This is a genomic window from Halorubrum distributum JCM 13561 (assembly GCF_000337395.1).
Classification (GTDB): Archaea; Halobacteriota; Halobacteria; order Halobacteriales; family Haloferacaceae; genus Halorubrum; species Halorubrum distributum.
Genome location: NZ_AOJF01000044.1, coordinates 26,501 through 48,923, shown reverse-complemented (window position 1 = coordinate 48,923; position 22,423 = coordinate 26,501). Strand labels below are relative to the sequence as shown.

General features: G+C 71.0%; 20 protein-coding genes and 1 pseudogene. 5 read left to right on the top strand and 16 right to left on the bottom strand.

Translation table 11 applies throughout. The features are described from left to right. Positions 1-122: 122 nt before the first annotated feature. The 5 genes from C470_RS11025 to C470_RS16140 all read right to left on the bottom strand — a co-directional run bounded on the left by C470_RS11025 (position 123) and on the right by C470_RS16140 (position 3,302). Positions 123-509, bottom strand: a complete 387-nt coding sequence (locus tag C470_RS11025) for a thioredoxin family protein (RefSeq protein ID WP_007996352.1) — start codon at positions 507-509, stop codon at positions 123-125. A gap of 97 nt (positions 510-606) precedes the next feature. Then, positions 607-822 (bottom strand): hypothetical protein, encoded by a 216-nt coding sequence (locus C470_RS11020; protein WP_004597222.1) that lies wholly within the window; start codon positions 820-822, stop codon positions 607-609. Beyond that, positions 819-2,612: a b(o/a)3-type cytochrome-c oxidase subunit 1 gene (locus C470_RS11015; protein WP_004597223.1), complete on the bottom strand. Its 1,794-nt coding sequence runs from the start codon at positions 2,610-2,612 to the stop codon at positions 819-821. The genes C470_RS11020 and C470_RS11015 overlap by 4 nt, the downstream gene beginning before the upstream one ends. Beyond that, complete coding sequence (locus tag C470_RS11010) at positions 2,609-3,118, bottom strand: cytochrome c oxidase subunit II (RefSeq protein WP_008367265.1); 510 nt, start codon at positions 3,116-3,118, stop codon at positions 2,609-2,611. Before C470_RS11010 ends, C470_RS11015 begins: the two co-directional genes overlap by 4 nt. Positions 3,119-3,125: 7 nt before the next feature. Beyond that, entirely contained in the window at positions 3,126-3,302 is a 177-nt protein-coding gene (locus C470_RS16140) for a hypothetical protein (protein ID WP_004597225.1), read from the bottom strand. A 97-nt stretch (positions 3,303-3,399) separates the two neighbouring features. Here C470_RS16140 and C470_RS11005 point away from each other — a divergent pair, with 97 nt between their 5' ends. Together C470_RS11005 and C470_RS11000 are read left to right on the top strand one after the other, a co-directional pair. Continuing rightward, positions 3,400-3,600 (top strand): hypothetical protein, encoded by a 201-nt coding sequence (locus tag C470_RS11005; protein WP_004597226.1) that lies wholly within the window; start codon positions 3,400-3,402, stop codon positions 3,598-3,600. A gap of 69 nt (positions 3,601-3,669) precedes the next feature. Then, positions 3,670-6,102 (top strand): heavy metal translocating P-type ATPase, encoded by a 2,433-nt coding sequence (locus C470_RS11000; RefSeq protein ID WP_008367263.1) that lies wholly within the window; start codon positions 3,670-3,672, stop codon positions 6,100-6,102. A 374-nt stretch (positions 6,103-6,476) separates the two neighbouring features. Here C470_RS11000 and C470_RS10995 read toward each other — a convergent pair whose 3' ends face one another. From C470_RS10995 to C470_RS10980, 4 genes are all read right to left on the bottom strand, one after another. After that, positions 6,477-6,719: a SelT/SelW/SelH family protein gene (locus C470_RS10995; protein ID WP_007996344.1), complete on the bottom strand. Its 243-nt coding sequence runs from the start codon at positions 6,717-6,719 to the stop codon at positions 6,477-6,479. A 99-nt stretch (positions 6,720-6,818) separates the two neighbouring features. Next, positions 6,819-8,222, bottom strand: a complete 1,404-nt coding sequence (locus C470_RS10990; protein ID WP_008367261.1) for a heme o synthase — start codon at positions 8,220-8,222, stop codon at positions 6,819-6,821. Between the two features lie 94 nt (positions 8,223-8,316). Further along, positions 8,317-8,769 (bottom strand): adenylyltransferase/cytidyltransferase family protein, encoded by a 453-nt coding sequence (locus tag C470_RS10985; RefSeq protein WP_008367259.1) that lies wholly within the window; start codon positions 8,767-8,769, stop codon positions 8,317-8,319. Continuing rightward, on the bottom strand, positions 8,766-9,281 hold the full coding sequence (locus tag C470_RS10980) for a Mov34/MPN/PAD-1 family protein (protein WP_004597232.1): 516 nt from the start codon (positions 9,279-9,281) through the stop codon (positions 8,766-8,768). Before C470_RS10980 ends, C470_RS10985 begins: the two co-directional genes overlap by 4 nt. A 141-nt stretch (positions 9,282-9,422) precedes the next feature. On the opposite strand from C470_RS10980, the gene C470_RS10975 reads away from it, so the two are divergent. Beyond that, a complete protein-coding gene (locus C470_RS10975; protein WP_007345358.1) occupies positions 9,423-11,393 on the top strand; it encodes a DHH family phosphoesterase in 1,971 nt (656 codons plus the stop codon). A 57-nt stretch (positions 11,394-11,450) separates the two neighbouring features. Here C470_RS10975 and C470_RS10970 read toward each other — a convergent pair whose 3' ends face one another. Together C470_RS10970 and C470_RS10965 are read right to left on the bottom strand one after the other, a co-directional pair. Beyond that, positions 11,451-13,187 carry a phospholipase D-like domain-containing protein gene (locus C470_RS10970; protein WP_239638582.1) on the bottom strand — a complete coding sequence of 579 codons (1,737 nt, stop codon included), beginning with the start codon at positions 13,185-13,187 and terminating at the stop codon, positions 11,451-11,453. A gap of 66 nt (positions 13,188-13,253) precedes the next feature. Continuing rightward, complete coding sequence (locus C470_RS10965; protein ID WP_008367256.1) at positions 13,254-14,696, bottom strand: HEAT repeat domain-containing protein; 1,443 nt, start codon at positions 14,694-14,696, stop codon at positions 13,254-13,256. A 245-nt stretch (positions 14,697-14,941) separates the two neighbouring features. Between C470_RS10965 and C470_RS10960 the strand changes: the two genes are divergently transcribed. After that, positions 14,942-16,408 (top strand): MATE family efflux transporter, encoded by a 1,467-nt coding sequence (locus tag C470_RS10960; protein ID WP_008367254.1) that lies wholly within the window; start codon positions 14,942-14,944, stop codon positions 16,406-16,408. A gap of 25 nt (positions 16,409-16,433) precedes the next feature. Here C470_RS10960 and C470_RS10955 read toward each other — a convergent pair whose 3' ends face one another. From C470_RS10955 to C470_RS10940, 4 genes are all read right to left on the bottom strand, one after another. Next, positions 16,434-16,997, bottom strand: coding sequence for a cysteine hydrolase family protein (locus C470_RS10955; protein WP_008367252.1), 564 nt, complete (start codon positions 16,995-16,997; stop codon positions 16,434-16,436). Next, positions 16,990-17,871 (bottom strand): YqcI/YcgG family protein, encoded by an 882-nt coding sequence (locus tag C470_RS10950; RefSeq protein ID WP_008367250.1) that lies wholly within the window; start codon positions 17,869-17,871, stop codon positions 16,990-16,992. The genes C470_RS10955 and C470_RS10950 overlap by 8 nt, the downstream gene beginning before the upstream one ends. Before the next feature lie 445 nt (positions 17,872-18,316). Next, entirely contained in the window at positions 18,317-19,801 is a 1,485-nt protein-coding gene (locus C470_RS10945) for a sodium:solute symporter family protein (protein WP_008367248.1), read from the bottom strand. Next, on the bottom strand, positions 19,798-20,070 hold the full coding sequence (locus tag C470_RS10940) for a DUF3311 domain-containing protein (RefSeq protein WP_008367246.1): 273 nt from the start codon (positions 20,068-20,070) through the stop codon (positions 19,798-19,800). Before C470_RS10940 ends, C470_RS10945 begins: the two co-directional genes overlap by 4 nt. 177 nt (positions 20,071-20,247) lie before the next feature. Here C470_RS10940 and dnaG point away from each other — a divergent pair, with 177 nt between their 5' ends. Next, a complete protein-coding gene (dnaG, locus tag C470_RS10935; RefSeq protein ID WP_008367244.1) occupies positions 20,248-21,840 on the top strand; it encodes a DNA primase DnaG in 1,593 nt (530 codons plus the stop codon). A gap of 59 nt (positions 21,841-21,899) precedes the next feature. Here dnaG and C470_RS16425 read toward each other — a convergent pair. Beyond that, positions 21,900-21,977 (bottom strand): annotated as a pseudogene (locus tag C470_RS16425) (IS6 family transposase); the annotation flags it as partial. Between the last annotated feature and the right edge of the window lie 446 nt (positions 21,978-22,423).

The window sequence follows — 22,423 nt, the reverse complement described above, 5'->3', positions numbered from 1 at the left end:
CAGCCGCCAGCGACGAGGCTGGGGAGGCGTGAGGTGCGGGGCCGTGCGGGGCGGGGCTTCGGCGGTAGTCGTGTCGGTCTGCGACTTGCCAAAACGAGTTCAGGTCGACGTGTCGCCGTCGATCAGTTCGCGTGCTCGTCGACCCACGCCGTCAGGTCGTCGCCCGGGATGAACCCCTCGGCGCGGCGCGCAACGGGCTCGCCGTCGACGAAGAGGACGAACAGCGGGACGCTCCGCACGTCGAACCGCTCGACCAGCGGCGGGTCGTCGCGGGGGTTCACCATGCCGACCGCCAGATCAGTCTCGGCGCCGCGGGCCACGTTGCCGATCACCGGCTCCATGCTCGCGCAGATGCCGCAGCCGTCCGTGTAGAACTCCACGAGCGCGGCGTCGGCGTCGGCGACGAAGTCGTCGAGGGCGTCCTCGTCCGACAGCGAGACCGGACGCCGCCCGCCGGACGATCCGCCGTCGGCCGTCTCGGCCTCGCTCGATACAGTATTGGAACTCATACGCATTATTGTCGCCGGAGGGTAATAACTGCTTCTGTCGGGAACCGTGTTCCGGAAGAAAGACGAGGAGGGGTCCGTGAGACCGCGTTTCGATCCGCTACGCCGGCTCGTCGCCCTCGGGCTCGGTGCGCCACCCGCCCTTCAGCGTGACGAACCAGATCGAGAGGCCGGCGAGGACGAAGACGGCCGCCATGTACGGGATGATCGGCAGTTCGATCCCGACGAAGTCGAGGACGGTCCGCATCTCGTAGACGATCACGCCGAAGATGGCGAGCGTCACGAGTAGCCCGCCGCGGCTGATGTCGACGCTCATCCGACCACCTCGGCGAGCGAGGCCGACGCGTCGGCGATCCCTCCGAGCAGCGTCGCCGCCGCGTTCGCGAGCGCGTCGAGCAGCGGCGCGAGCCACACCGGATAGGTGCCGACACCGGGGCCGAGCAGGCCGCCGCGCTGTATGATCGCCGCCAGCGGGAGCGCGTACGCGAGGACGACGAGCGTCAGCGCGATACCGACCCACAGCCGGAGGTTATCGAGCACCTTCGGGGAGTCGTCGGGCCCGGACAGCGCGGACGGAATCGGGTCCCCGAGCCCCGATACCTTCGGGTTCCCCATCGTGAGCACGAGGTTCCCGATGAACAGGACGGTCGAGACGAACAGCAGGGTCCCGCCGATCGCGATCTGGATGTTGAGCTCCTCGAACCCGCCGAACATCGTCGGGTAGTCGAAGCCGGAGTACTCCGGCTCCGCGGTCCGTCGCGGGACGCCCAAGATCCCCTGCGCGTGCATCGCGTTCGACATCAGCGCCATGCCGATGAACCAGACGACGACCTGGACCAGGCCGATGGTGCGGCTGTAGATCGGCTTGTTGGTGATCTGCGGCCAGAGCCAGTAGGTGGCGGCCATGAACGTGAGCGCCACCGCGGTCCCCACGGTGAGGTGGAAGTGCCCCGGCACCCAGATCGTGTTGTGGATCATGTAGTTGATGTTCATGCCGGCGTTCACCATGCCGGAGAACCCGCCGGCGGCGAACATCAGCCCCGCGAGCATCATCCCCGTGAACGCCGGGTCGCGCCACGGGAGGTCGGTGAGCCAGCCGAGGAGGCCGCTCCCGCCGCGCTGGCGGGCGCCGTACTCCACGCTCGCGACGACGGTGAACGCGGTGAGCAGGCTCGGCAGCAGGAGGAACATCGTGTTCGTCATCGAGATGAACTTGAACCCCTCCGCGATCCCCGGGTCGAGGTACTGGTGGTGGATCCCGACCGGGGTCGAAAGCAGGAGGAACAGCACGAACACGACGCGAGCGAGCGGGTCGCTGAACAGCCGCCCGCCGGCGAGCTTCGGCAGGACCGTGTACCACAGCAGGTACGCCGGCATCAGCCAGAAGTAGACGACCGGGTGGCCGAAGAACCAGAACAGCGTCCGGGTCAGCGTCGGGTTCACCTGGTCGATCAGCCCGAGCGACCACGGCAGCAGGAAGATCAGCACCGAGGCGGCCACGGCGGACGACGCGATGTACCACATCGCCATCGTCGTCAACACCATGAACGTCTGGAGCGGGATCCGTTCGTCCGGGTTCTCGCGCTTCCACGCAAGCCACGTCCGGAAGTAGTCGGCACCCGCGATCCACGACCCGACGATGAACACCGCGAGCCCGGCGTAGAACATCGGGTGCGCCTGCAGCGGCGCGTAGAACGTGAACAACACGTCCGCGCTCATATCGATGGAGTCGACGAAACCGGCGAGAATCGACACGCCGGTCATCGTCATCCCGGCGGCCATCAGTCCGTACCACGTCCACGTGATCTTGGTGTTGAGCAGCGGCCGGTCGAGGCTCCGCACGACCGCCCACGTGAACAGGCCGACGAGGAAGAACGTCGTGAAGCTGAGCGCGAGGAACACCCCGTGTGCGGTGAGGGAGGTGTAGTAGTCGGTGGAGTCGATGAGCCCGCGGAACACGCCGGTCCGGTGGAGCGTCTGGATGATCCCGAATATCGCGCCGAGCGTGAGCGCGAGGAACGAACCGAGCAGCGCCGCCCGGACGATCCGCGCCTCCTCGGGGAACTTGTCTGCGAAGGTCTGCTCGGCCTCGATGGCCTCGCTCATTCGCCGTCACCTCCGCTGCTCTCGAACTCCGCTTGGCTCACGACGTTCACCTTCCCTTCCATCACGTGGTGGCCCGCGCCGCAGTACTCGTTACAGATGAGCCCGTACTCGGCCGGCTGGTCGGTCTCGACCGTGATCTCCGAGACCTCGCCGGGGACGACCATCGTGTTCGCGTTCGTGCCCGCGACCTCGAACCCGTGTATCACGTCCGCTGAGGTGACGTAGAACGTCACCGTGCTGTTCGCGGGCACGACGATCGGATCCGGCTGGAACCCGAACTGGCGAGCGACGACGTACGCCGCGTACTCGTCCTCGCCGACCTGCTCGACGCGGGGCTCCGAGAACCGCTCGTCCTCGTCTAACGCGCCGGCGTCGACCGTCGGTTCGGTGTCGCTCACCATCGCGACGCCGGGACCGACGGCGCCGTAGGTGACCGACCCGAGGAGGAACAAGATTAACAGCACCGACGCCGCCAGCCAGATCTTCTCGTAGGCGTGAATGTGCATGTTGTGATCACCCCACAACGACGAGATCGCGGCCGAGGAACTCGATGTAGTAGATGTACACCCACGAAAGCACTAGGATGACGAAGTAGATCGCGATGAGCGTGAGGGTCCCGATCGGGTCGAACTCCTCCGTCTCACCGCTCACGTCGTCTGTCGGAGCGTGTGCGGTCTCGTTTTGGCCCATAGGCGGGGGTAACAGCAAAGAAGTATATAAGATCCACCCGTTCTCGAACCCTGAAAACACGGGTGTTATATATTTTCGGCGGGCGATAGGAGACGGTATGGACTTCTCGATCCAACAGGGCGTGCTCCTGGTCCTCGGCGGGTTCGTTCCCGCGGCAGTGTTCATCGCGGACCGAGCGGAGGTCTTCGTCGCGATCACGCTGGTGAACGTCCTGCTCATCTGGGCGAGCCTCCGGATCGCGACCGGCGGAAGCTTCCCGGGAGTCGGCGGTGACGCGGACGACCCCGAACACGCGTAGTCGACCCGAACAGGCCGTGAGACCACCGCACCCGGTCCGCGGACCGACAGGATGGAACCCGGACCACGTATGACAGGCTGTACACTCTGTGATCTCCCGGTCAGAGACGACCCGCACACCGCACCCGACGTCGACGGCGAGTTCTGCTGTCGGGGCTGTCTGACCGTCGCGCGCTCGCTCGACGACGTCGAGGACCTCGACGAGCTCGACGCGCGGCGCCCGGACGCGACGCCGAGCGAGGAGTTCGACGGGGAGACGACGTTCCTCCACGTCGACGGGATGCACTGCGCCACCTGCGAGTCGTTCCTCGAGATGACGGCGGGCGAGCAGGAGGGCGTCGCGGCCGCCGAGGCGAGCTACGCCACCGACACGATCCGGGTCGACTACGACCCGGAGGCCGTGGACGCGGACGAGCTCCCCGACCGGCTCTCGGTCGCGGGGTACTCGGCGAGCCGCCGCGCCGACCCGGACGCGGAGGACAACGACGCGGTCGTGCGGTTCCTCATCGGCGGCGGCTTCTTCGGGATGATGGCGATGCTGTGGTACGTCCTCTTCCTCTACCCGACCTACTTCGGCTACGAGCCGATCGTCGACCTCGGCGGCGTCTCCGGTACCTATCTCTTCGCGCAGATCTGGCTGTTCGCCTCCATCGTGCTGTTCTACACCGGCTACCCGATCCTCCGAGGGGCGTACGTGAGCCTCCGGGCGCGGCAGCCGAACATGGACCTGCTCGTGTCGCTCGCGGCGACGAGCTCGTACGCGTACAGCACGCTCGCGCTGCTCGTCGGGCGGACCGACCTCTACTTCGACGTGACCATCGCCGTCATCTTGGTCGTCACCGCCGGCAACCACTACGAGTCGATAATCAAGCGCCGGGCGACCGGCATGCTCGCCGACCTGACGACGACCGAGGACCGCACCGTGCGGACCGAAGCGGGCGAGACCCTCGCCGCGGACGAAGTCGCCCCCGGCGATCGGCTCCTCGTCCGCCCCGGCGAGCGCGTGCCGTTCGACGGGACAATCGCGGAGGGGACCGCCGCGGTCGACGAGGCCTTGATCACCGGCGAGTCGCTGCCGGCGACGAAACGCGAGGGCGACCCGGTCCGCGGGGGCACCGTCGTCACCGACTCGCCCGTCGTGATCGAGGTCGGCGAGGACGCGGAGAACACGCTCGACACCCTCGTGCGACTGCTCTGGGAGATCCAGAGCTCGCGGTCCGGGATCCAGCGGCTCGTCGACCGACTGGCGACGGTGTTCGTCCCCCTCGTCGTGGCGGTCGCGGCCGTCGGCGCCGCGGCCACCCTCGCGCTCGGCTCGGCGCCGATCGACGCGGCGCTCGTCGGGCTGACGGTGCTGATCGTCTCCTGCCCGTGTGCGCTCGGGCTGGCGACGCCGCTCGCGGTCGCCGCCGGGATCCGCGACGCGGCGAAGCGCGGCATCGTCGTCGTCTCCGACGCCGTCTTCGAGGCGGCCGCCGACGTCGACACGGTCGTCTTCGACAAGACCGGGACGCTCACCGACGGCGAGATGCGGCTGCTCGACGGGACCGCCGAGGACGGGACCTCGGTCGACCGCGTCCGCGAACGGGCGGCGGCCGTCGAGCGCGCCTCGATCCACCCGGTCGCCGAGGCGATCGTCGCGGGCGTGCTGGGAGATGCCGGAGAGGCGGCGGGCGAGCGACCGGCCACCGACGGCGGCGCCGCGGCCGCCGCGGACCCGGGCGACGGCCCGCCGGCCGAGGTCGACGCGCTCGACACCCCCGCCGCGACCGACGTCGACGTCTTCGACCGCGGGGTCGCGGGGCGCGTCGGCGGCGACGAGGTCGTCGTCGGCCACCCCGACCTCTTCGACGAGCGGGGGTGGCCGGTCTCGGACCGGCTCCGCGAGGCGAGGGCGGCCGCCCGCGACCGCGGGAACGTCCCCGTCTACGTCGGCTGGGACGGTCGCGTCCGCGGGGTCCTGACCGTCGGCGACGAGGTGCGCGACGGGTGGGAGGCGGTCGTCGCCGACCTCGACGCGGACGGCCGGCGCGTGGTCGTGCTCACGGGCGACGGGCCCGCGGCCGCGGCGCGGTTCGCGGACCACCCCGCGATCGACGAGGTGTTCGCCGAGGTGCCGCCGGAGGCGAAGGCCGAGACGGTCCGGCGACTCGGCGCGGACGGGGCGGTCGCGATGGTCGGCGACGGGAGCAACGACGCCCCCGCGCTCGCCGCGGCCGATCTCGGGATCTCGATCGCCTCCGGGACGGACCTCGCAGCGGACGCCGCCGACGCGGTCCTGCTCGACGACCGGCTCTCTGCGGTCCCGGAGCTGTTCGCCCTCACGCGTGGGACGAACCGGCGGCTGAAACAGAACCTCGGCTGGGCGTTCGTCTACAACGCGGTGGCGATTCCGATGGCGCTCTCGGGCGTCCTCAACCCCCTGCTTGCCGCGCTCGCGATGGCGTCGAGCAGCATCCTCGTGGTGACGAACTCCGCCCGCGCCGTTTATAAGGGCGACTGAGACGCGGCGACGCGGGCGATGCTATTTAAAAATGGGCGGTGGCGCGTGCCGACGAGCGGCCGCAGGCCGCGAGTCGCACGCGCGAGGTCGCCGGCGCTACGCGCCGGCTGCCAGAGAATCTCCGATTCTCGCTGGAGTCAGTCGCCGGAGCGAAGCGGAGNGTTGCTGTGCGTCCCCGCGAGCGAAGCGAGCGGGAGCACGGAAGTCGCAGCCCGCACAGCGACCGAAGGGAGCGAGCAGGAACGTCTTCCGGCTGGGGCTTTGGCGGTGTTCACCGCCGATCCGCGACCACCCATTTATAAACGAACGGCTTGGCCGCTGGCGGCGCTCCTCATCGGTCCGTGCGACGCCTTTTATAAAAGAACGACCGCGTGTTACGCCGTCGCGCCGACGTACGGCTTGACCGCGCGGACGATCGCGTCGACGTCGTACTCGTCCTCCTCCTTGTCGAAGACGACCTCGTCGTCCGCGCGGACGACGAACACGCCCGCGTCGCCGGTCACCAGCGCGACCTCGTCGACGCTCTCGCCGAACTGCTTGAGGATCGCCTCGGAGACGTCTTGCGCGCGGTTCAACATGCCACAGGGGACGCAGTACTCGATTTCGACGCGTGTCATAACTCACTGTAGAAGGCGAATCGGATTAAAAGCGAGGGTCACATCTCGTCTCGGTTCGCCGACGGCGGCGGGGTCCGCTCGCCGGCGACCGCAACGGCCTCACACCACCAGTGCGTCGAAGACGACGGCGAACAGCAGCAGGCCGAGGTAAGCGTTCGAGGCGTGGAACGCGCGGAACGCCGCGCTCTCCGTCTGCTCGTAGTGGAGCCGGACGACCGTCCAGAGGAAGACGGCGCCGACGCCGACGCCGACGACGGCGTACAGCGCGCCGAGCGGATCCGCTGCCGCCGCGAGCGCGACCGCGGCGACCAGCGTCGCGCCGAGGTACCAGAGGATGTGCCGGCGCGTCGTCGTCTCGCCGCGCACGACGGGCATCATCGGGAAGCCGCCGCGCTCGTAGTCGTCCTTGTACGCCAGCGCGAGGTTGTAGAAGTGCGCGGGCGTCCACAGGAAGATGACGAGGGCGAGTAGCAGCCCGCCGCCGCCGACCTCGCCCGTGACCGCGGCCCAGCCGATGAGCGCCGGGAGCGCGCCGGCCGCGCCGCCGATGACGGTGTTCTGGACCGTGTTCGGCTTGAGGACGAGAGTGTACACGACGCTGTAAAATACGATCGCGACCAGCCCGAGCGCGGCCGTCAGCGGGTTCACCGTCCAGAACAGCGCGAGCGAGACGACGGTCAGCAGGCCGCCGAACGCGAGCGCGTGCGGGACGGGAACGAGGTCGGTCGCGAGCGGGCGGTCGCTGGTGCGTTGCATCCGCTTGTCCACGTCGCGTTCGAGGACGTGGTTGAACGTCCCGGAGGCGCCGATCGAGAGCGCACCGCCGGCGAGCGTCGCCGCCACGACGGGCGGCGTGAAACCGGAGCCGCCCGCCAGCGCCATCGCCGCGGCGGCGACGAGGCAGAGCAGCCACATCAGCCGCGGCTTCATCAGCCGGAAGTACGCGGCCGCGGTGGCCTTCAGCCGCGGGAGGGTCGCGGACGGAATCGACGGCTCCGGCGCCTCCTCGACCGGCGGGAGGTGGTCGGTTCCGGGCTCGAAGTCGTCGGGGGCGTCGTCGGGGTTCCCCGTCTCGGCCTCCAGCCACCACGCGAGCGCCGCGAGGACGGCGCCGAAGATGCCGATCCCGAGGAGGAGGTGGGCGGAGCCGAGCGCGGCCGGCAGGTCGCCGAGCGCGACGAGCGCGCCGACCCCGGCCTGGGCCGGATAGACGACGAGCGCGGCGAGGAGCGCGGCGCGGACCCGGCGGTCGGCGCCGTGCCGCCACGCGAGCGCGGCGGAGAGGGCGACGAGGAGGCCGACGACGACCGCGAGGACGCGGTGGCCGAGGGCGATCCATCCCGCCGTCGCCGTCGGCAGGGCGGCGCCGCTCCCGCAGGCGGGCCAGCCGCCGCAGGCGGTCGCCGCCTCCGTGAGGGAGGTGGTCGCGCCGACGACGACGAGCAGGTACACGCCCATCGCGGCCGCGGCCAGCACCGCGGGGAACTTGTCGGGGACGTTCACTCACCTCGGCTTGGGAGTCAGTCCATTTAGACCCCGCGCTTCCACCGCTGGCGAGTCCGCGCGTTCGCCGCGGTCGGCGGACCCCGGCCGCGACCTACGAGGGCGTCGCGTCGCCGCCCTCGCCGCGCTCGCGCAGGATGCGGTCGACGATGTCGCCGCTGGAGAGCAGTTCGTCCTCGTACTTCGGTTCCCGCCCCGACGCGCGCTCGACCCGGCAGTCGATGCCGCGGGCGTCGAGGGCGGCCGCGATGTCGGCCTCGTCGTGGTGCTGGTCGAATCCCAACACGATCACGTCGGGGTCGAGCCGCTCGATGGGGACGAACACGTCCTCCGGGTCGCCGAGGTGGGCCTCGTCGACCGCGGCGAGCGCTTCGACCATGTCGCGCCGCTGGCGGGCACAGAGGATCGGTTCGGGCTTGTGCGTGACGTTGGTGCGGCGGGCGACGATTGCGTGGAGCTCGTCGCCGTGCGTCGCCGCGTCCTCCAGGTAGTGAACGTGGCCGGGGTGGAGCAGGTCGAAGGTGCCCTGCGCGACGACCCGCGTCATCTGAACCACGAGAGGAAGCCGCCGGAGTCTCGGTCGTCCAGCTCGCGGTCGATGTCCGCCTGTGTGAAATCGAAGAAGTGCTCGTCTGGCACCTCCACGTCGAGCACGTCGAGGGTCGTCTGCTTCCCCTCGTTGTCGAACGCCTTCCAGTCGCCCCACCCGTAGGGCGCGCCCGCGATGATGTGCACCTTCCCCTGTCCGAACGTCGCGAGGTCGGCGTCGCTCGGGCGCAGCGCGCCGTTCGGGTGTGAGTGGACCGACCCGACCGCGCGCATGTCGTTCGGCTTCATGTGCGTCCGGACGCTGGCGCTCGTCGGGCTCGACTCCGTCCCCGGGATGACGAGCACGTCGGTGATCACCTGCCCGTCCCGGTCGAGGTCAAGCTTCCGGGCGTCGTCCGCGCGGAGGAACCCCATGTACTCGTTGGGGTGGGTCTCCTCGCTCGCCTCGAGCACGAACTCCAGGGTCTCTCGGGCGATCCCGAGGAGCTCGTCCGAGCGGAACAGTCGCATGGACGAGACAAGTCGCCGTCGCCTCATAGGGGTTCCGGACCGCGGGACACGGGGGCGGTCCCTCCGCCGCTGCCGAGCCGCGTCCGGGGGCCCGAGCCCCGAGAGAACAGGCTTAACACCGGCCGTTCCCGAGAAGCGTCCATGAGCGAAAACACCGCCGGGGATTCCGGCACGCGGGGCGATTCGAGCCCCGAACCCGACGCCGACGCGGCGGAGGGGACGGTCGAGGACCGGTCGGCGCGCGCGGCCGACGACCGCCCGACCGTCTACGACCTGGCACCGGACTGTACCCTCGAAGACGCCGAGGTCGACGCCTTGTATCACGCGGAGGTCAACGGCGTCGTCGACTACGGCGTGTTCGTCGACCTCTCCGACGCCGTGAGCGGACTCGTCCACGAGTCGAACCTCGGCGGCGACTACGCCGTCGGCGACCGGCTGATCGTCCGGCTCACCGAGGTGAAGGAGAACGGCGACGTCGCGTTCGACGACGTCGACCCCGACGACTACCGCACCGAGACCGTCGCCCACGAGCCGACAGTCTCGCGGGTCCGCGGCCTGACCCCGGGCGACGAGGTGACCGTCGAGGGCGAGGTCGTCCAGGCGAAACAGACCGGCGGCCCGACCATCTTCGCCGTCGCCGACGCCTCCGGCGTCCTCTCGTGTGCCGCCTTCGAGTCCGCCGGCGTCCGGGCGTACCCCGAGGTCGAGGTCGGCGACATGGTCCACGTCTCGGGGACGATAGAGAGCCGCGAGAACGCGCTCCAGCTGGAGGTCGACTCGCTGACGCGGCTCCCCGACGAGCGCGCCGCCGAGGCCCGCGAGCGCTTCGAGGCGGCCCTCGACGAGCGCGCCGAGCCCGCGGACGTCGACCCGCTGGTCGAGTGGGAGGCGTTCGAGCCGATCCACGAGGACCTCCGCGAACTCGCACGGCTGCTCCGCCGGACCGTCCTCGCCGGGCGCCCGATCCGCGTCCGCCACCACGCCGACGGCGACGGCATGTGCGCCGCGATCCCGGTCCAGCTCGCCTTGGAGAACTTCGTCGAGGAGGTCCACGGCGACCCCGACGCGGCGCGCCACCTCTTCAAGCGGCTCCCGAGCAAGGCCCCCTACTACGAGATGGAGGACGTCACCCGCGACCTCAACTTCGCCCTGGAGGGCCGCGCCCGCCACGGCCAGAAGCTCCCCTTCCTGTTGATGCTCGACAACGGGTCGACCGAGGAGGACGTGCCGGCCTACGAGAACCTCGCGCACTACGACATCCCCATCGCGGCGGTCGACCACCACCACCCCGACCCCGAGGCGGTCGAGCCCCTGCTCGACGCCCACGTCAACCCCTACCTCCACGGCGAGGACTACCGGGTCACCACCGGGATGATGTCCGTCGAACTCGCCCGCCTGATCGACCCGTCGCTCACCGAAGAGCTCGAGCACGTGCCGGCCGTCGCCGGCCTCTCCGACCGCTCGAAGGCGGAGGCGATGGACGACTACGTCGCGCTCGCCGAGGGCGCGGGCTACGACGAGTCCGACCTCCTCGACATCGGCGAGGCGCTCGACTACGCGGCCCACTGGCTCCGCTACTCCGAGGGGAAGACCCTCGTCAACGACGCCCTGAACGTGGGGTGCGACGACGAAGCGCGCCACGAGGAGCTCGTCGAGTTCCTCTCCGAGCGCGCCGAGCGCGACGTGGAGCGCCAGCTCGACGCCGTCGACGACCACGTCGAACACGAGCGGCTCGCCTCGGGCGCGCACCTCTACCGGATCGACCTCGACGAGTACGCCCACCGGTTCACGTACCCCGCGCCGGGCAAGACCACCGGCGAGCTCCACGACGCGAAGGTGAAGGAGACGGGCGACCCCGTCATCACCATCGGCTACGGCCCCGACTTCTGCGTCCTCCGCTCGGACGGGGTTCGCCTCGACATCCCGAACATGGTGACCGAGCTGAACGAGGAGCTGCCCGAGGCCGGCGTCTCCGGCGGCGGCCACCTCGTCGTCGGCTCCATCAAGTTCGTGAAGGGGCGCCGGAGCGAGGTGATCGAGGCGCTCGTCGAGAAGATGGCTGGCGCGGAGATCGACGAGGCGCTCTCGTCGACGATCGCGCTCGACGACTGAGCCGGCGGTTACGACCGCTCGCAGCGGTCCGGAACCCGCTCGCGCCGACCCGGTTTCTCAGCCGAACGCGATCTCCCGCCGAGCGACGGCGCCGGCCCCCGCGAGCGCGACGCCGAACCCGCCGACGAAGGCGATCGGCAGCTGAATCCCGCCGCCGCGCCAGTCCGCCGCGTACGCGCGGGCGTAGAAGTCCGCGACCGACTCGTCCTCTATCGCGAGCAGGACCTCGCGGTTGTTCGTCTCCGCGCTCGGGTTCCAGTTGAGGCTGCCGACGACCGCGGTGTCGTCGACGACGAGCCCCTTCGCGTGGACCTTCCCGAACCGGCCGCGCGGCTCGGCGAGGTCGACCGCGATCGGCTCGTCCGCGAGCCGCTTCGAGAGGTTCCGGTTCGCCTCGCGGTCGTACCACGCGTCGGAGAGCAGCAGGTGAACGTCGACCCCGCGGTCCGCGGCGCGCCGAAGCGCGCGGACGATCCGGTCGTTCGGACCGCCCACCCGCGGCACGACGGCGAGCACCCGCTCGTCGGCGGCGTCGATACGCGCGACGATCCGGTCGGCGGCGTTGCCCGGGGCGGTCAGGACCGTCACGTTCGCCGCGACCGGCTGCGCGGGCGCGTCGAACCGCGTCGGGTAGGAGCCGTTCGCGCGTCCGCCGCCGTGGAACTCGGTGTCCGCCCGGAAGGCGCGCCACGGCCGCGCGTCGCGGGCCTCGAAGTCGGCGCGGAACAGCGCCGCGAGGTCGTCCGCGACGGCGGCGCTCCGGTCGGTTCCGGCACCGTCCGCCGTCTCGTCGTCCCACGTCTCGCCGTTGCCGCCCACGACGACGCCCCACCCGCGGTTGCTGTGCCCGCCCGTGCCGGACGGCTTCCAGTTCTCCGTGAGGACGACGGCGCGGTCGTCCGCGACCGCGTACTTCGGGTGGTGAAAGCGGAACCGCTCGACCTCGCCGTCGAGGATCCGAACCTCGACGCCGGCGGCCGTCAACCGGTCGATCAGCGCCGCGCTCCGCGCCGGGAAGCCGCCGACCGGCGACCCCTCCAGCAGCACGCGAACCCGCACCCCGCGGTCGGCGGCCGCGACGAGCGCCTCGACGACCCGCTCCGAGGTCAGCGTGTAGCCGGCGACGAACAGGCGCTCGTCCGCGCTCCGGAGGGGATCGACCGGCACGCCGGGGCTGTCCGGGAGGACGAAGGGCCTCACGGCCGCGTCCGCGGTCGACTCCGGCGAGCGGGGGTCGTACCCGCGTGGGCGCCACTCGCCCCACGACGCGCGCCAGCGGTACCCCTCGCGGGCGCGGTCGTAGGAAACCACGTCGACCGCGGTCCCGTTTCGCCGGAGCTCGATCCGGTCGCCCGACGCCGACAGCGGGAAGTAGTCGGTCAGACGGCGAATCTGACGCCGGTCTGCGACCGCGGCGGCCGTCCCCGAGTCGCCGGCGAGGATCGACGCGGTCCGGTTCGGCGCGGTCGACAACGTCACGGTCCCGCTCGCGTTCGCCGGAATCCCGGCGTCGTAGTAGCCGTCGGAGAGCGACCAGTTCCCGCGCTCCGGCAGGGAGACGACGAGGTATTCGCCGCGGTTCTCCGCGGTCGTCGGGTTCGGGTACAGCCCGACGATCCGGGGCTCGCTGTCGGCGGCGGAGGCGTTCGCCGAGGTGGGCTCGACCTCGTCGAGCGGCGCGGCGGCGCCGAGCGGGGCGGCCGCGGCCGGAAGCGAGCAGGCGACGCTCGCCGCGGCGACGAGCAAGAGGAGCGCGGCGACGCGGGACCGGCGGCTCGGACGACGGGGTGACACGGCGAGCGTGGCGCCGGTATCGGATAAAAGGGTTCGCGGCCGCCGCGAGGGGGACGAGCGCGCGTCTCAGGCCGTCGGCGCGGGCTCGGCCTCGTCGAGCGCGCGCTCCGCCTTCTCGCCCTCCGTCGAGACGACGAACGAGCGCTCGTCCGCGTACTCGGCGACCGCCTCGAGCGCCTCTCGGGTGCCGATCTGGCGGAGCGCCCAGCCGGCGGCCGCGCGGACGTCGTCGGATGGGTGCGCTTCGAGGGCGTCGGCGAGCGGGTCGACGGCGCGGGTGTCGCCGATCAGGCCCAGCGCGCGGGCGGCGTGGGGGCGGACCAGCTCGTCGGTGTCGCCGTCGGGGTCGAGCTGGTTCGCGAGCGGCTGGACGGCCTCCGGCGCGCCGATTTCGCCGAGCGCTTTGAACACGGCCTTCTGGAGCTGCGGGTTCGAGTCCTCGTCGACGTACTCCACGAGGGTGTCGGTCGCCTCCTCGGCCGCCATCTTCCCGAGGATCCGGATCGCGGGGCGGTCGCGCTTCTCGGCGCGGCCGAGGACCTCCTCGACGGACGCCTCGGTCTTGCCGCGCTTGCCCATGCGCTCGAACGCCTCCAGGCAGTGGCGCTCCATGAACTCGGACTGCAGCGAGTCGAGCGCGAGCAGGATCATGTCGACGTTCCCCTGCGCCTCGTGCTCCTTCAGCGCGGCCCACTCGACCGGGAAGTCCTTGTAGTGGCCGAGCACGTCGTAGTACCCCTGCGCGCGGAGCTGCTCGTGGGTCTCGAGGTCGTCCCACTCCTCGGCGTCGTCGAGGGCGGCCTCCAGGTCGTCGGTCGCCGCCAGCAGCGCGGCGATCGCGTCCGCGTCCTCGTCGGCGTCGAAGCCGGCCTCGGCGACCGCCGCGGCGACGGCGTCGAGCGCCGCGGTGAGCTGATCGACGGGGATCGGCTCCGCGGCGGCGGGCTCCTCACCGTCCGCGGCCTCGTCGAGCAGCGCCTCGGGGTCCTCGTCGGCCTCGTCGATCGCGTCGGGGGCCGCGTCGTCGACCGCGTCGGCGGCCTCGCCGACGAACGACGCGACGGCGGCCGCGGCGTCGTCGTGGCCCGCCTCTGTCCACTCGGTGTCCGAGACCGTCCCGGACGCGGCCTCGACGGCGTCGACGACGTCCTCGCCGTAGGGGCCGCGGGCGTCCGCGACGCCGTCGCGGAGCTCCGCGACGCGGTCCTCGAGGTCGCCGCGGGGGTCGTCGGCGTCCTCGTCGTCCTCGTCCGGCTCGGGGAGGTCGGCCTCCTCGATCCCGGTCTCGGCGTCGTCCAAGAGCGCCTCGACGTCGTCGAGGTCGGCCTCCGTCTCGGCGGCCTCGAGCCGCTCGGCGATCTCGTCGAGGTACTCGTTCAGGGACTCCTCGGTCGCGTCATCGGGGAGCGTCGGGGCGGCCGTCTCCGTCTGCTCGCCGGCGTCCCCGCCGTCGTCCGCGGCGTCGGCCTCCTCGGAGGCGTCGGCCGGGTCGTCGTCGCCGTTGCTCATATACCACGAACTCCGTGTGTAGTCCATTAAGAGGTTTCCCTTCGCGGGCGTCGAGCGGCCGTACGCGGGGACCGAATCGGATGCGCTCGGCGGACGGATTCGCTGCGGCCGGACGGCCGACCGTCGCCACTCGGCGATCAGACTGTCGATGCTCCGCACCGAACCCGCTGCGGACGCCTCGGCTCAAGGGGCGTGTTCACGACCAGCACACTTTTATTATCCCCATCTAATACCGGAACGATTCGATGCTGGACATCGACCGCGAGGCGATCACCGACGGGCCGGTCGGGCGCGTGCTGCTCGTCCTCGCGGCGCCGCTCGTCGCGCAGAACGTCGTGTACGTCGCCAACGCGCTGGTCGACACGTTCTGGCTCGGGCGGGTCGGCGAGGACGCCGTCGCCGCCGTCGGGCTCAGCCTCCCGATCCAGTCGCTGCTCGGCGCGACGGTCGTGGTCGGCGCGGTCGGCACCCAGATCCTCGTCTCGCAGCGCGCCGGCGACGGAGACGACGCGGGCGCGCGCCGCGTCGCGGTCAACGGCGCGCTCGTCGCGCTCGCGGTCACGGCGGCGGTCGCGATCCCAGTGGTCGTCTACGCCGAGGAGGTGGTGGCGCTGCTCGGGGCGGACCCGGCGCTCGCCGGGACGACCGCGACGTACCTCGCGATCGTGATCGCCGTCCTCCCGGTCGGCGCGGTCGGTGACACCGTCGAGAACTGCTTCACGGCGTACGGGGACACCCGAGCGGTGTTCCACGTGAGCCTCGTGGGCGTCCTCGTCAACCTCGTCGCCGCGCCGGTGCTCATCTTCGGGGTCGGCCCCGCCCCGCGGCTCGACGTCGCCGGCGCCGCGCTCGGCACCGCGCTCGCGGGCGTCGCGAGCCTCCTGTGGATCCTCGGGTACGCCGCGGGGATCGGCCGCGACACCTTCCGGCTCACCCCGGAGGCGTTCGCGCTCGATTTCGCGGCGGTCCGCGAGGTCGTCTCGGTCGGCCTCCCGCTCGGCGGCCAGCGCGGCGTGAGCGAGCTGGTCCGCGTCCTCGTCGTCGGCCTCGTCGCGGTCGCCGGCGGCGCGGCGGGCGTCGCGGCGTACACGGTCGGCGCCCGGGTCGCGACGCTCGCGGTCGTACCCGCCATCGGAATACAGCAGGCCGCCCAGTCGATGATCGGCCAGAACCTCGGCGCGGACGCCCCCGAGCGCGCCCGCCGGACGACGACGGTCGGCACGGGGATGGTCGTCGCCGGGTTCCTCGCGCTCGGCGCGGTCCAGTTCCTCTTCGCCGGCGGGATCGCGGACCTGCTCGCGCCCGACCTCACCGCGACCGGCCGGTCCCTGTCGGTCCTCTACCTCCGGATCCTCGGCGCCTCCTACTGGGCGCTCGGCGGGACCTACACCCTTCTGGCGGGGTTCAACGGCGCCTCCCGCACCCGGACCTCCTTCGTCGCCGACCTGGTCAAGTACTGGGCGGTCCGGTTCCCGATCGCGGTCGCGGCCGTCCCGGTCGCGACGACGTTCGGCGCGTTCGGCGTCACCGTGACGCCGGGACTGGGGTGGGGCGTCGAGGCCGTCTTCTGGGCGGTCGCGGCCTCGAACGTCGTCGGCTTCCTCGGACTGGGCGGGTACTTCCTGTACACGACGCGGCGCGGAATGTTCTCGAACGCCGCCGAGCGCGCGAACGGCGGAAGCGCGGAGGCCGCGGACGCCGCCGACGACTGAGCGCGGGCGGCAGCGGGACCCCCCGTCACTCCGCGAGCAGGTCGGCGCTCTCGACGACCGTCGCGAACTCGCCGTTCAGGTGCGCGAGGGCGACGCGGTGGGAGGTCTCGGGGTCGATCCGCTCCCCGTCGGGCGCCTCGCGGGCGTGCGTCGCGGTCGCGTCGGCGACCACCCGCACGTCGTAGCCGCGGTTCTCGGCCTCTCGCGTCGTCGTGGAGACGCAGTGGTCGGTGGTGAGCCCGCAGACGACGAGCGACTCGTGACCCGCCTCGCGGAGCCACGCGTCGAGCCCGGAGCCGAGGAAGGCGCCGTTGACCGACTTCTCGAACGTCGGCTCCCCGTCGACGGGCGCCGTCGACGGCTTCCACGCGAAGCCGGGGGCGTCCGGACGTAAGGGGGAATCCGGCTCCGTCGAGGCGTGGCGCACGTGCGCGACCGGGCGATCCGCCGCGCGCCAGCGGTCGAGGAGCGCGGCCGCGGCCGCCTCGGCGTCGGGGTTGTTACGCTCGCCCCAACCGGGCTCGTCGAAGCCGGTCTGGAAGTCGACGAGGAGGAGGACGGACCCCTCGTCCGCCGGCGAGTCAGTCATCGCCGAGCCCCGAGGTGACGGGCGCGTCCGCGTCGGCGCCCGAGGCGCCGTCGCCCTCGTCCGCGAAGCGACGCCACGCGCCCGGTTCGAGCAGGGGCTCGGGCGCCTTCGGGTGGTCGCGGGTCGGCGACAGGGGACAGGCGTCGGGGCTCGCGTCGTCGTCCACGCGGAAGAGGTACTGCTTCCACTCGCGGTCGCCCTCGGTGCCCCAGTCGCCGAGGTCGGCGTGGGGACAGACCCCGTCGTAGTCCCCCATCCGGTCGCGGATCGCCTCGCGGGCGCGCTCGCCCGCCTCGGTGTCGGCCGTGATCCCCTCGAAGACGGCGCGGGGCTGGAAGGTGATCTCCAGGCCGACCGGCGAGTACCGGCTCTTCCGGTCGTCGTAGAAGGGCGCGCGAGAGGTCGGGAACAGCGCCTCGCCCCCGAAACAGAACTCCCAGCGCGGCGTGTCGGGATCGGTCGGGATGTCGTCGGGCCACGGCTCGGGGTCGTGGACGTGGAGGAACTCCAGCACGTGCCAGAGCCGCTCGTGGTAGTGCGCCTCGCCGCGGTCGCCCGCGGGCGGTTTAAAGAACACTGCGAGCGGCGCGCGGTCGGCGTGGTCGTCGTAGGTGTCGAGGTATTCGAGCAGCACGTCGCGCAGTCGCAACAGCGCGGCCGGGTCCGTCGTCGACTCGCAGGCGGCGTACAGGAGGTCGCCCTCGCGCTCGACCTCGATGCCGAAGTAGCAGGGGAACGGCGACCCGTCGCGCTCGCCGAGCATCGACTCGCGGAAGGTTCGGTAATGTTCCCGGAGCCACGCCGGCGCGTCGTCGAGCCGACCGCGGAGCGTCGCCTGGTCCAACAGCACGCCCTCGGTACCGGGCTCGTTCATACGCGTTGTCGGGGCGAAGCGGTCTTTTGGCTTTCGCCGGCTTCGGCGCGGCGGGAACGGTTCGGTGGCGCTATTTCAATCCGACCAGCGCGGTGGCGCGTGCCTCCGAGCGCCCACCGGGCGCGAGGAGCACGCGCGAGGGAGTCGCGAGCGAAGCGAGCGACGAGGCTGGGGAGGCGTGAGGTGCTGTGCGGTCGCGGTGGGGTGGGACTCAAAGGGGCAGTCGCGAGGGCGGCGCAGGCGACGTAAGCACCGCAGCGAGCAGCGCGAGCGAGGAGCACAGCGAGCGTGCGCCGCCCTCGCGACTGGGGCTTTGGAGCCCCTCGTCGTCGATCCGTGATCAACCATTTATAAGCGAGCGACTGAGGCTTTAGCGGCTTTCATCTCCGGTTCGGTGGCAGAGGAACGCAAAACGCCGGCCCAGAACGAACCGTTTTACAGATTGTCAATCACTTACAACCGCGAACCGGGAGGCATCGCTCTCCTCGGTCGGGGCGGTGACCAACGACACGCCGACCGTCAGGGCGCCCGACAGCACCATCAGCCCGAGCGCGACGTCCCAACCGCCGAGGACGGTCCGGGGAAGCGTCGGAACGGCGCCGACGACCGCCGACAACACCACCGCGAGGTACGCGACCTGCGGCACCGCGACGCCGACGATCATCCCCGTGCGCGTCGTCCGCGGCCAGTAGAGCGCGCAGAGCACGGGGAGCGCGAGCAGCGCGAACCCGGAGAAGGCGGTGTCGCCGACCTCGATCAGCGTCCCCGGCCGGAACAGGCTCGCGACGAACGCCAGCGTCGCGAACGCCGCGACGCCGATCCGCGCGATCCACGCCTCGCGCCGCTCGGAGGCGTCCGCGTCGATCAGCGGCCGGTACAGGTCGCGAGTGAAGTACGACGACCCCGAGAGCAGCATCGAGTCAGAGGAGGACATCATCGCGGCCATCGCGCCCGCGACGACGAGCGCGGCGAACCACGCCGGCGCGTACTCGTTCAACACGACCGGCAGCACGTTCGCGCCCTCGGGCACCTCGATCGGGGCCCCGGCCGCCCACGCGCCGAGCATGAACGCGGGGAGGAACAACAGGAGGACGAGGACGGGCCACAGGGCGAACGACCGCTTCAACACCGTGCCCGACTTCGCGACGAAGAACCGCTGGTTGATCTGCGGGAACATCGTCACTCCGAACGCGATGGTGATCGCCGTCGAGACGATGAACCCGACCGAGTAGGTCCCGCCGCCGAAGCTTCCGAACTCGGGCCGGGCGGCCAGCATCCCCTCGGTCGCGGCGCCGACGCCGCCGAGCGCCGAGACGACCCACGCGGCCGCGACCCAGACGATAGAGAGCATGAACAGCCCCTGGAGCGTGTCCGTCCACGCCACGCCGCGGAGCCCCGCGACGGCGACGTAGAGGATCATGAAGCCGGTGATCAGCGCCGCGCCGCCCCAGTAGGGGACGGCGCCGTCGGTGAGCCCGACGAGCGCCTCGCCGGCGCCCATCTGTTGGAGCATGACGTACGGGAACAGCCACAGGAGGCTCACGCCGGCGACCAGCGCGCGCAGCCCGGTCGAGCCGAACCGGTCGCCGAGCATCTCGCCGAGCGTCACGTAGCCGTTGCGCGCGCCGATCAGCCACTGCTTGTAGCCGATGACGTACCACAGCACCGCGAATAAGACGCCGTCCAGCGTGCCCATCACGACCAGCCACTCGGGACCGGCCGCGTACGCGAGGTTCGGGCCGCCGAAGAAGGTGAACGCCGAGAGCAGCGTCGCGAACGTCGTGAACAGCAGCACGAGCGTTCCGATCGACCGGCTCGCGAGGTAGTAGTCCTCGGCCGTCGTCTCCGAGACGCGGTACGCGACGAGGCCGAGCGCGAGCGCGACGACGAGGTAGCCGACGACGACCCCGAGCGAGACGCCGAGCGTCACCGGCGGTCACCCCCGCGGTCGACGGCCCCGTTTCCGGTTCCGTCGACGGGGTCGGCGGCCCACCGTCCCATCCCGCGCTCCCACGCGCCGCTGCGCACGAACAGCGCGAACAGGGCGGCGCACAGCCCGAGCCACGCCACGTGCCACCAGATCCAGACTGGGAGCCCCGCGACGACGCGGTCGACGCCCCACAGCGGCCACGGTACCGCGAACGCCACGAGTATTGCGAACGTCGGTATCCACACGAGATCGCTCCGTGAGCGCGTCATGTGAGATTATGATACAGCTACGAACACTAAGAACTATCGAATACATTCGAAGATTAGTGTTGGAGAGAATTTCTCTTCAATAACCTCCGCCGGAGGAGCGTGGCGATAGCTATTTTCCGCGAGGAACGCAACCATACACGGACGGGCGCTACCGCCCGACATCACCATTCACCACTCATGAAAGACACAGAAAAATACCTGATTCACGCCACCATCGCGGCCGACGGCGTCGTCGAGCGGAGCGACGTCGTCGGGGCGGTGTTCGGCCAGACCGAAGGGCTTCTCGGCGACGAGCTGGACCTCCGCGACCTCCAGGAGTCCTCGCGCGTCGGCCGGATCGACGTCTCCGTCGAGTCCGAGAACGGCCAGTCGTTCGGCGAGGTCACCGTCGCGTCGAGCCTGGACAAGGTCGAGACAGCCATCTTAGCGGCCGCGCTGGAGACGATCGACCGCATCGGCCCCTGTCACGCCTCGGTCGAGGTGACGAGCATCGAGGACGTACGGGCGGCCAAGCGCCGCGAGGTCGTCGAGCGGGCGAAGGAGCTTATCGCCGGCGGCTTCGAGGAGACGAGCCTCGCGAGCAGCGACGTGCTGGACGAGGTCCGCGACGCCGCCCGGGTCGAGGGCATCGTCGACTACGAGGGGCTCCCCGCCGGACCGCGCGTCGGCGACTCCGACGCCGTCATCGTCGTCGAGGGGCGCGCGGACGTGCTCACGCTGCTCGACTGCGGGATCAAAAACGCCGTCGCGGTCGAGGGGACGAACGTCCCCGAGGCGGTCGCCGACCTGACCGCCGACCGGACCGTCACCGCGTTCCTCGACGGCGACCGCGGCGGCGAGCTCATCCTCCGCGAGCTCGCCCAGGTGGGCGAGGTCGACTACGTCGCGTTCGCGCCGCCCGGCGAGTCCGTCGAGGACCTCGATCGCGACGCCGTCTTCGAGGCGCTCCGCGGGAAGGTGCCGTACGCGAGCCTCGCCGACGCCGCCGACCTCCGAGCCGCCGCCAGCGACGAGGAGATCGCCGACGGCGACGACCCCGGCTCGATCGCCCGCGTCGGCGACGGCGGGGCGCTCCCGGGCGACGCCTCAGAGGGAGCTTCGGCAGGACCGTCGGCCCAAACGACCCCGTCGCCCGAGATCGAGCCGGAGACCGAGTCGGCCGAGTCGGAAGGGTCCGACGCGCCGGTCGACACCGGCGACCCGCCCCCGTCCGGCGGTGCGAGCGAAGCGCCGGAACCCGACTCGACCCCGACCGACGAGGACGAGACGCGGGGGAGCGTCGAGCCCGACGTAGCCGGAGACGACGAGTCCGGCGCCGACCCGGTAGGCGATACCGACGCCGACCCGGTCGGCGAGGGCGATGAATCCCAAGCCGAGCCGGTCGGCGAGGGCGGAGAGGTCGACGCCGAGTCCGACGTGTCCGATGACGAGGCCGCCGAGGCGGAGGGCGACGACGAGCCCGACGAACCGCGGACGATGGCGGGGCACGTCGGCGAGGTCGTCGACGGGGAGACCGGCCGCGCGCGGCTCCTCGGCGACGAGTTCGACGTCCTCGACGAGGTCGACGCCGCGGACGCGTTCGACGCGGTCGAGGGCGCAGAGCCCGCGCCGAACGTCGTCGTCGTCGACGGCACGGTCGACCAGCGGCTGCTCGACGTGGCGGCCCAGCGCGGCGTCGGCGACCTGATCGGCCGCGACCTCGGCGAGTTCGTGAAGCGCCCGGTCGGGACGCGCGTCCTCGCCGCGGACGACGTCTGGGCCGAGAGCTGACGATACGGCGCGGTCGTCGACTTTTGTTTATAAATGGTTGCCCGCGAATCGGCCTCGCGTTAAGTTTGACGTGAATTGTGGTAGACGGCGAAGGCTTCGAGCCAGTTTTGAGCTGTCTCTAACGCGACATTGCTGAAACNNGATCCACGCGATACGTTCGCTGAGGCGGTCGAATTCTGCCATAGACACTCAGAACTCGTCCGCCTCATCCTCTAACTTAACGCGACCCGAATCGGCGGCGAACACCGCTAAATAACCAACCGCTCGTTTATAAATCGGAGACCACAGGTCGTCAGCGAACACCGCCGAAGCCCCAGCCGCGAGGACTCGGTGCGCTCGCTGTCGTTCGAGACGCTGGAGGCGTCTCGTGATGACGAGAGAGCTTCGCTCTCTCGAACCACGCTCCTCGGTCGCTCACTCCGTTCGCTCCCTGCGGTGCTTGCGTCGCGCGCCGTCGTCCTCGCGGCTGCCCCTTCGAGTCCCGCCCCGCACCGCAACCGCGCCTCACACCTCCCCAGCCTCGTCGGTCGCCGTCGCTTCGCTCGGCGACCGACTCCCTCGCGCGTGCTGCTCGCGGCCTGAC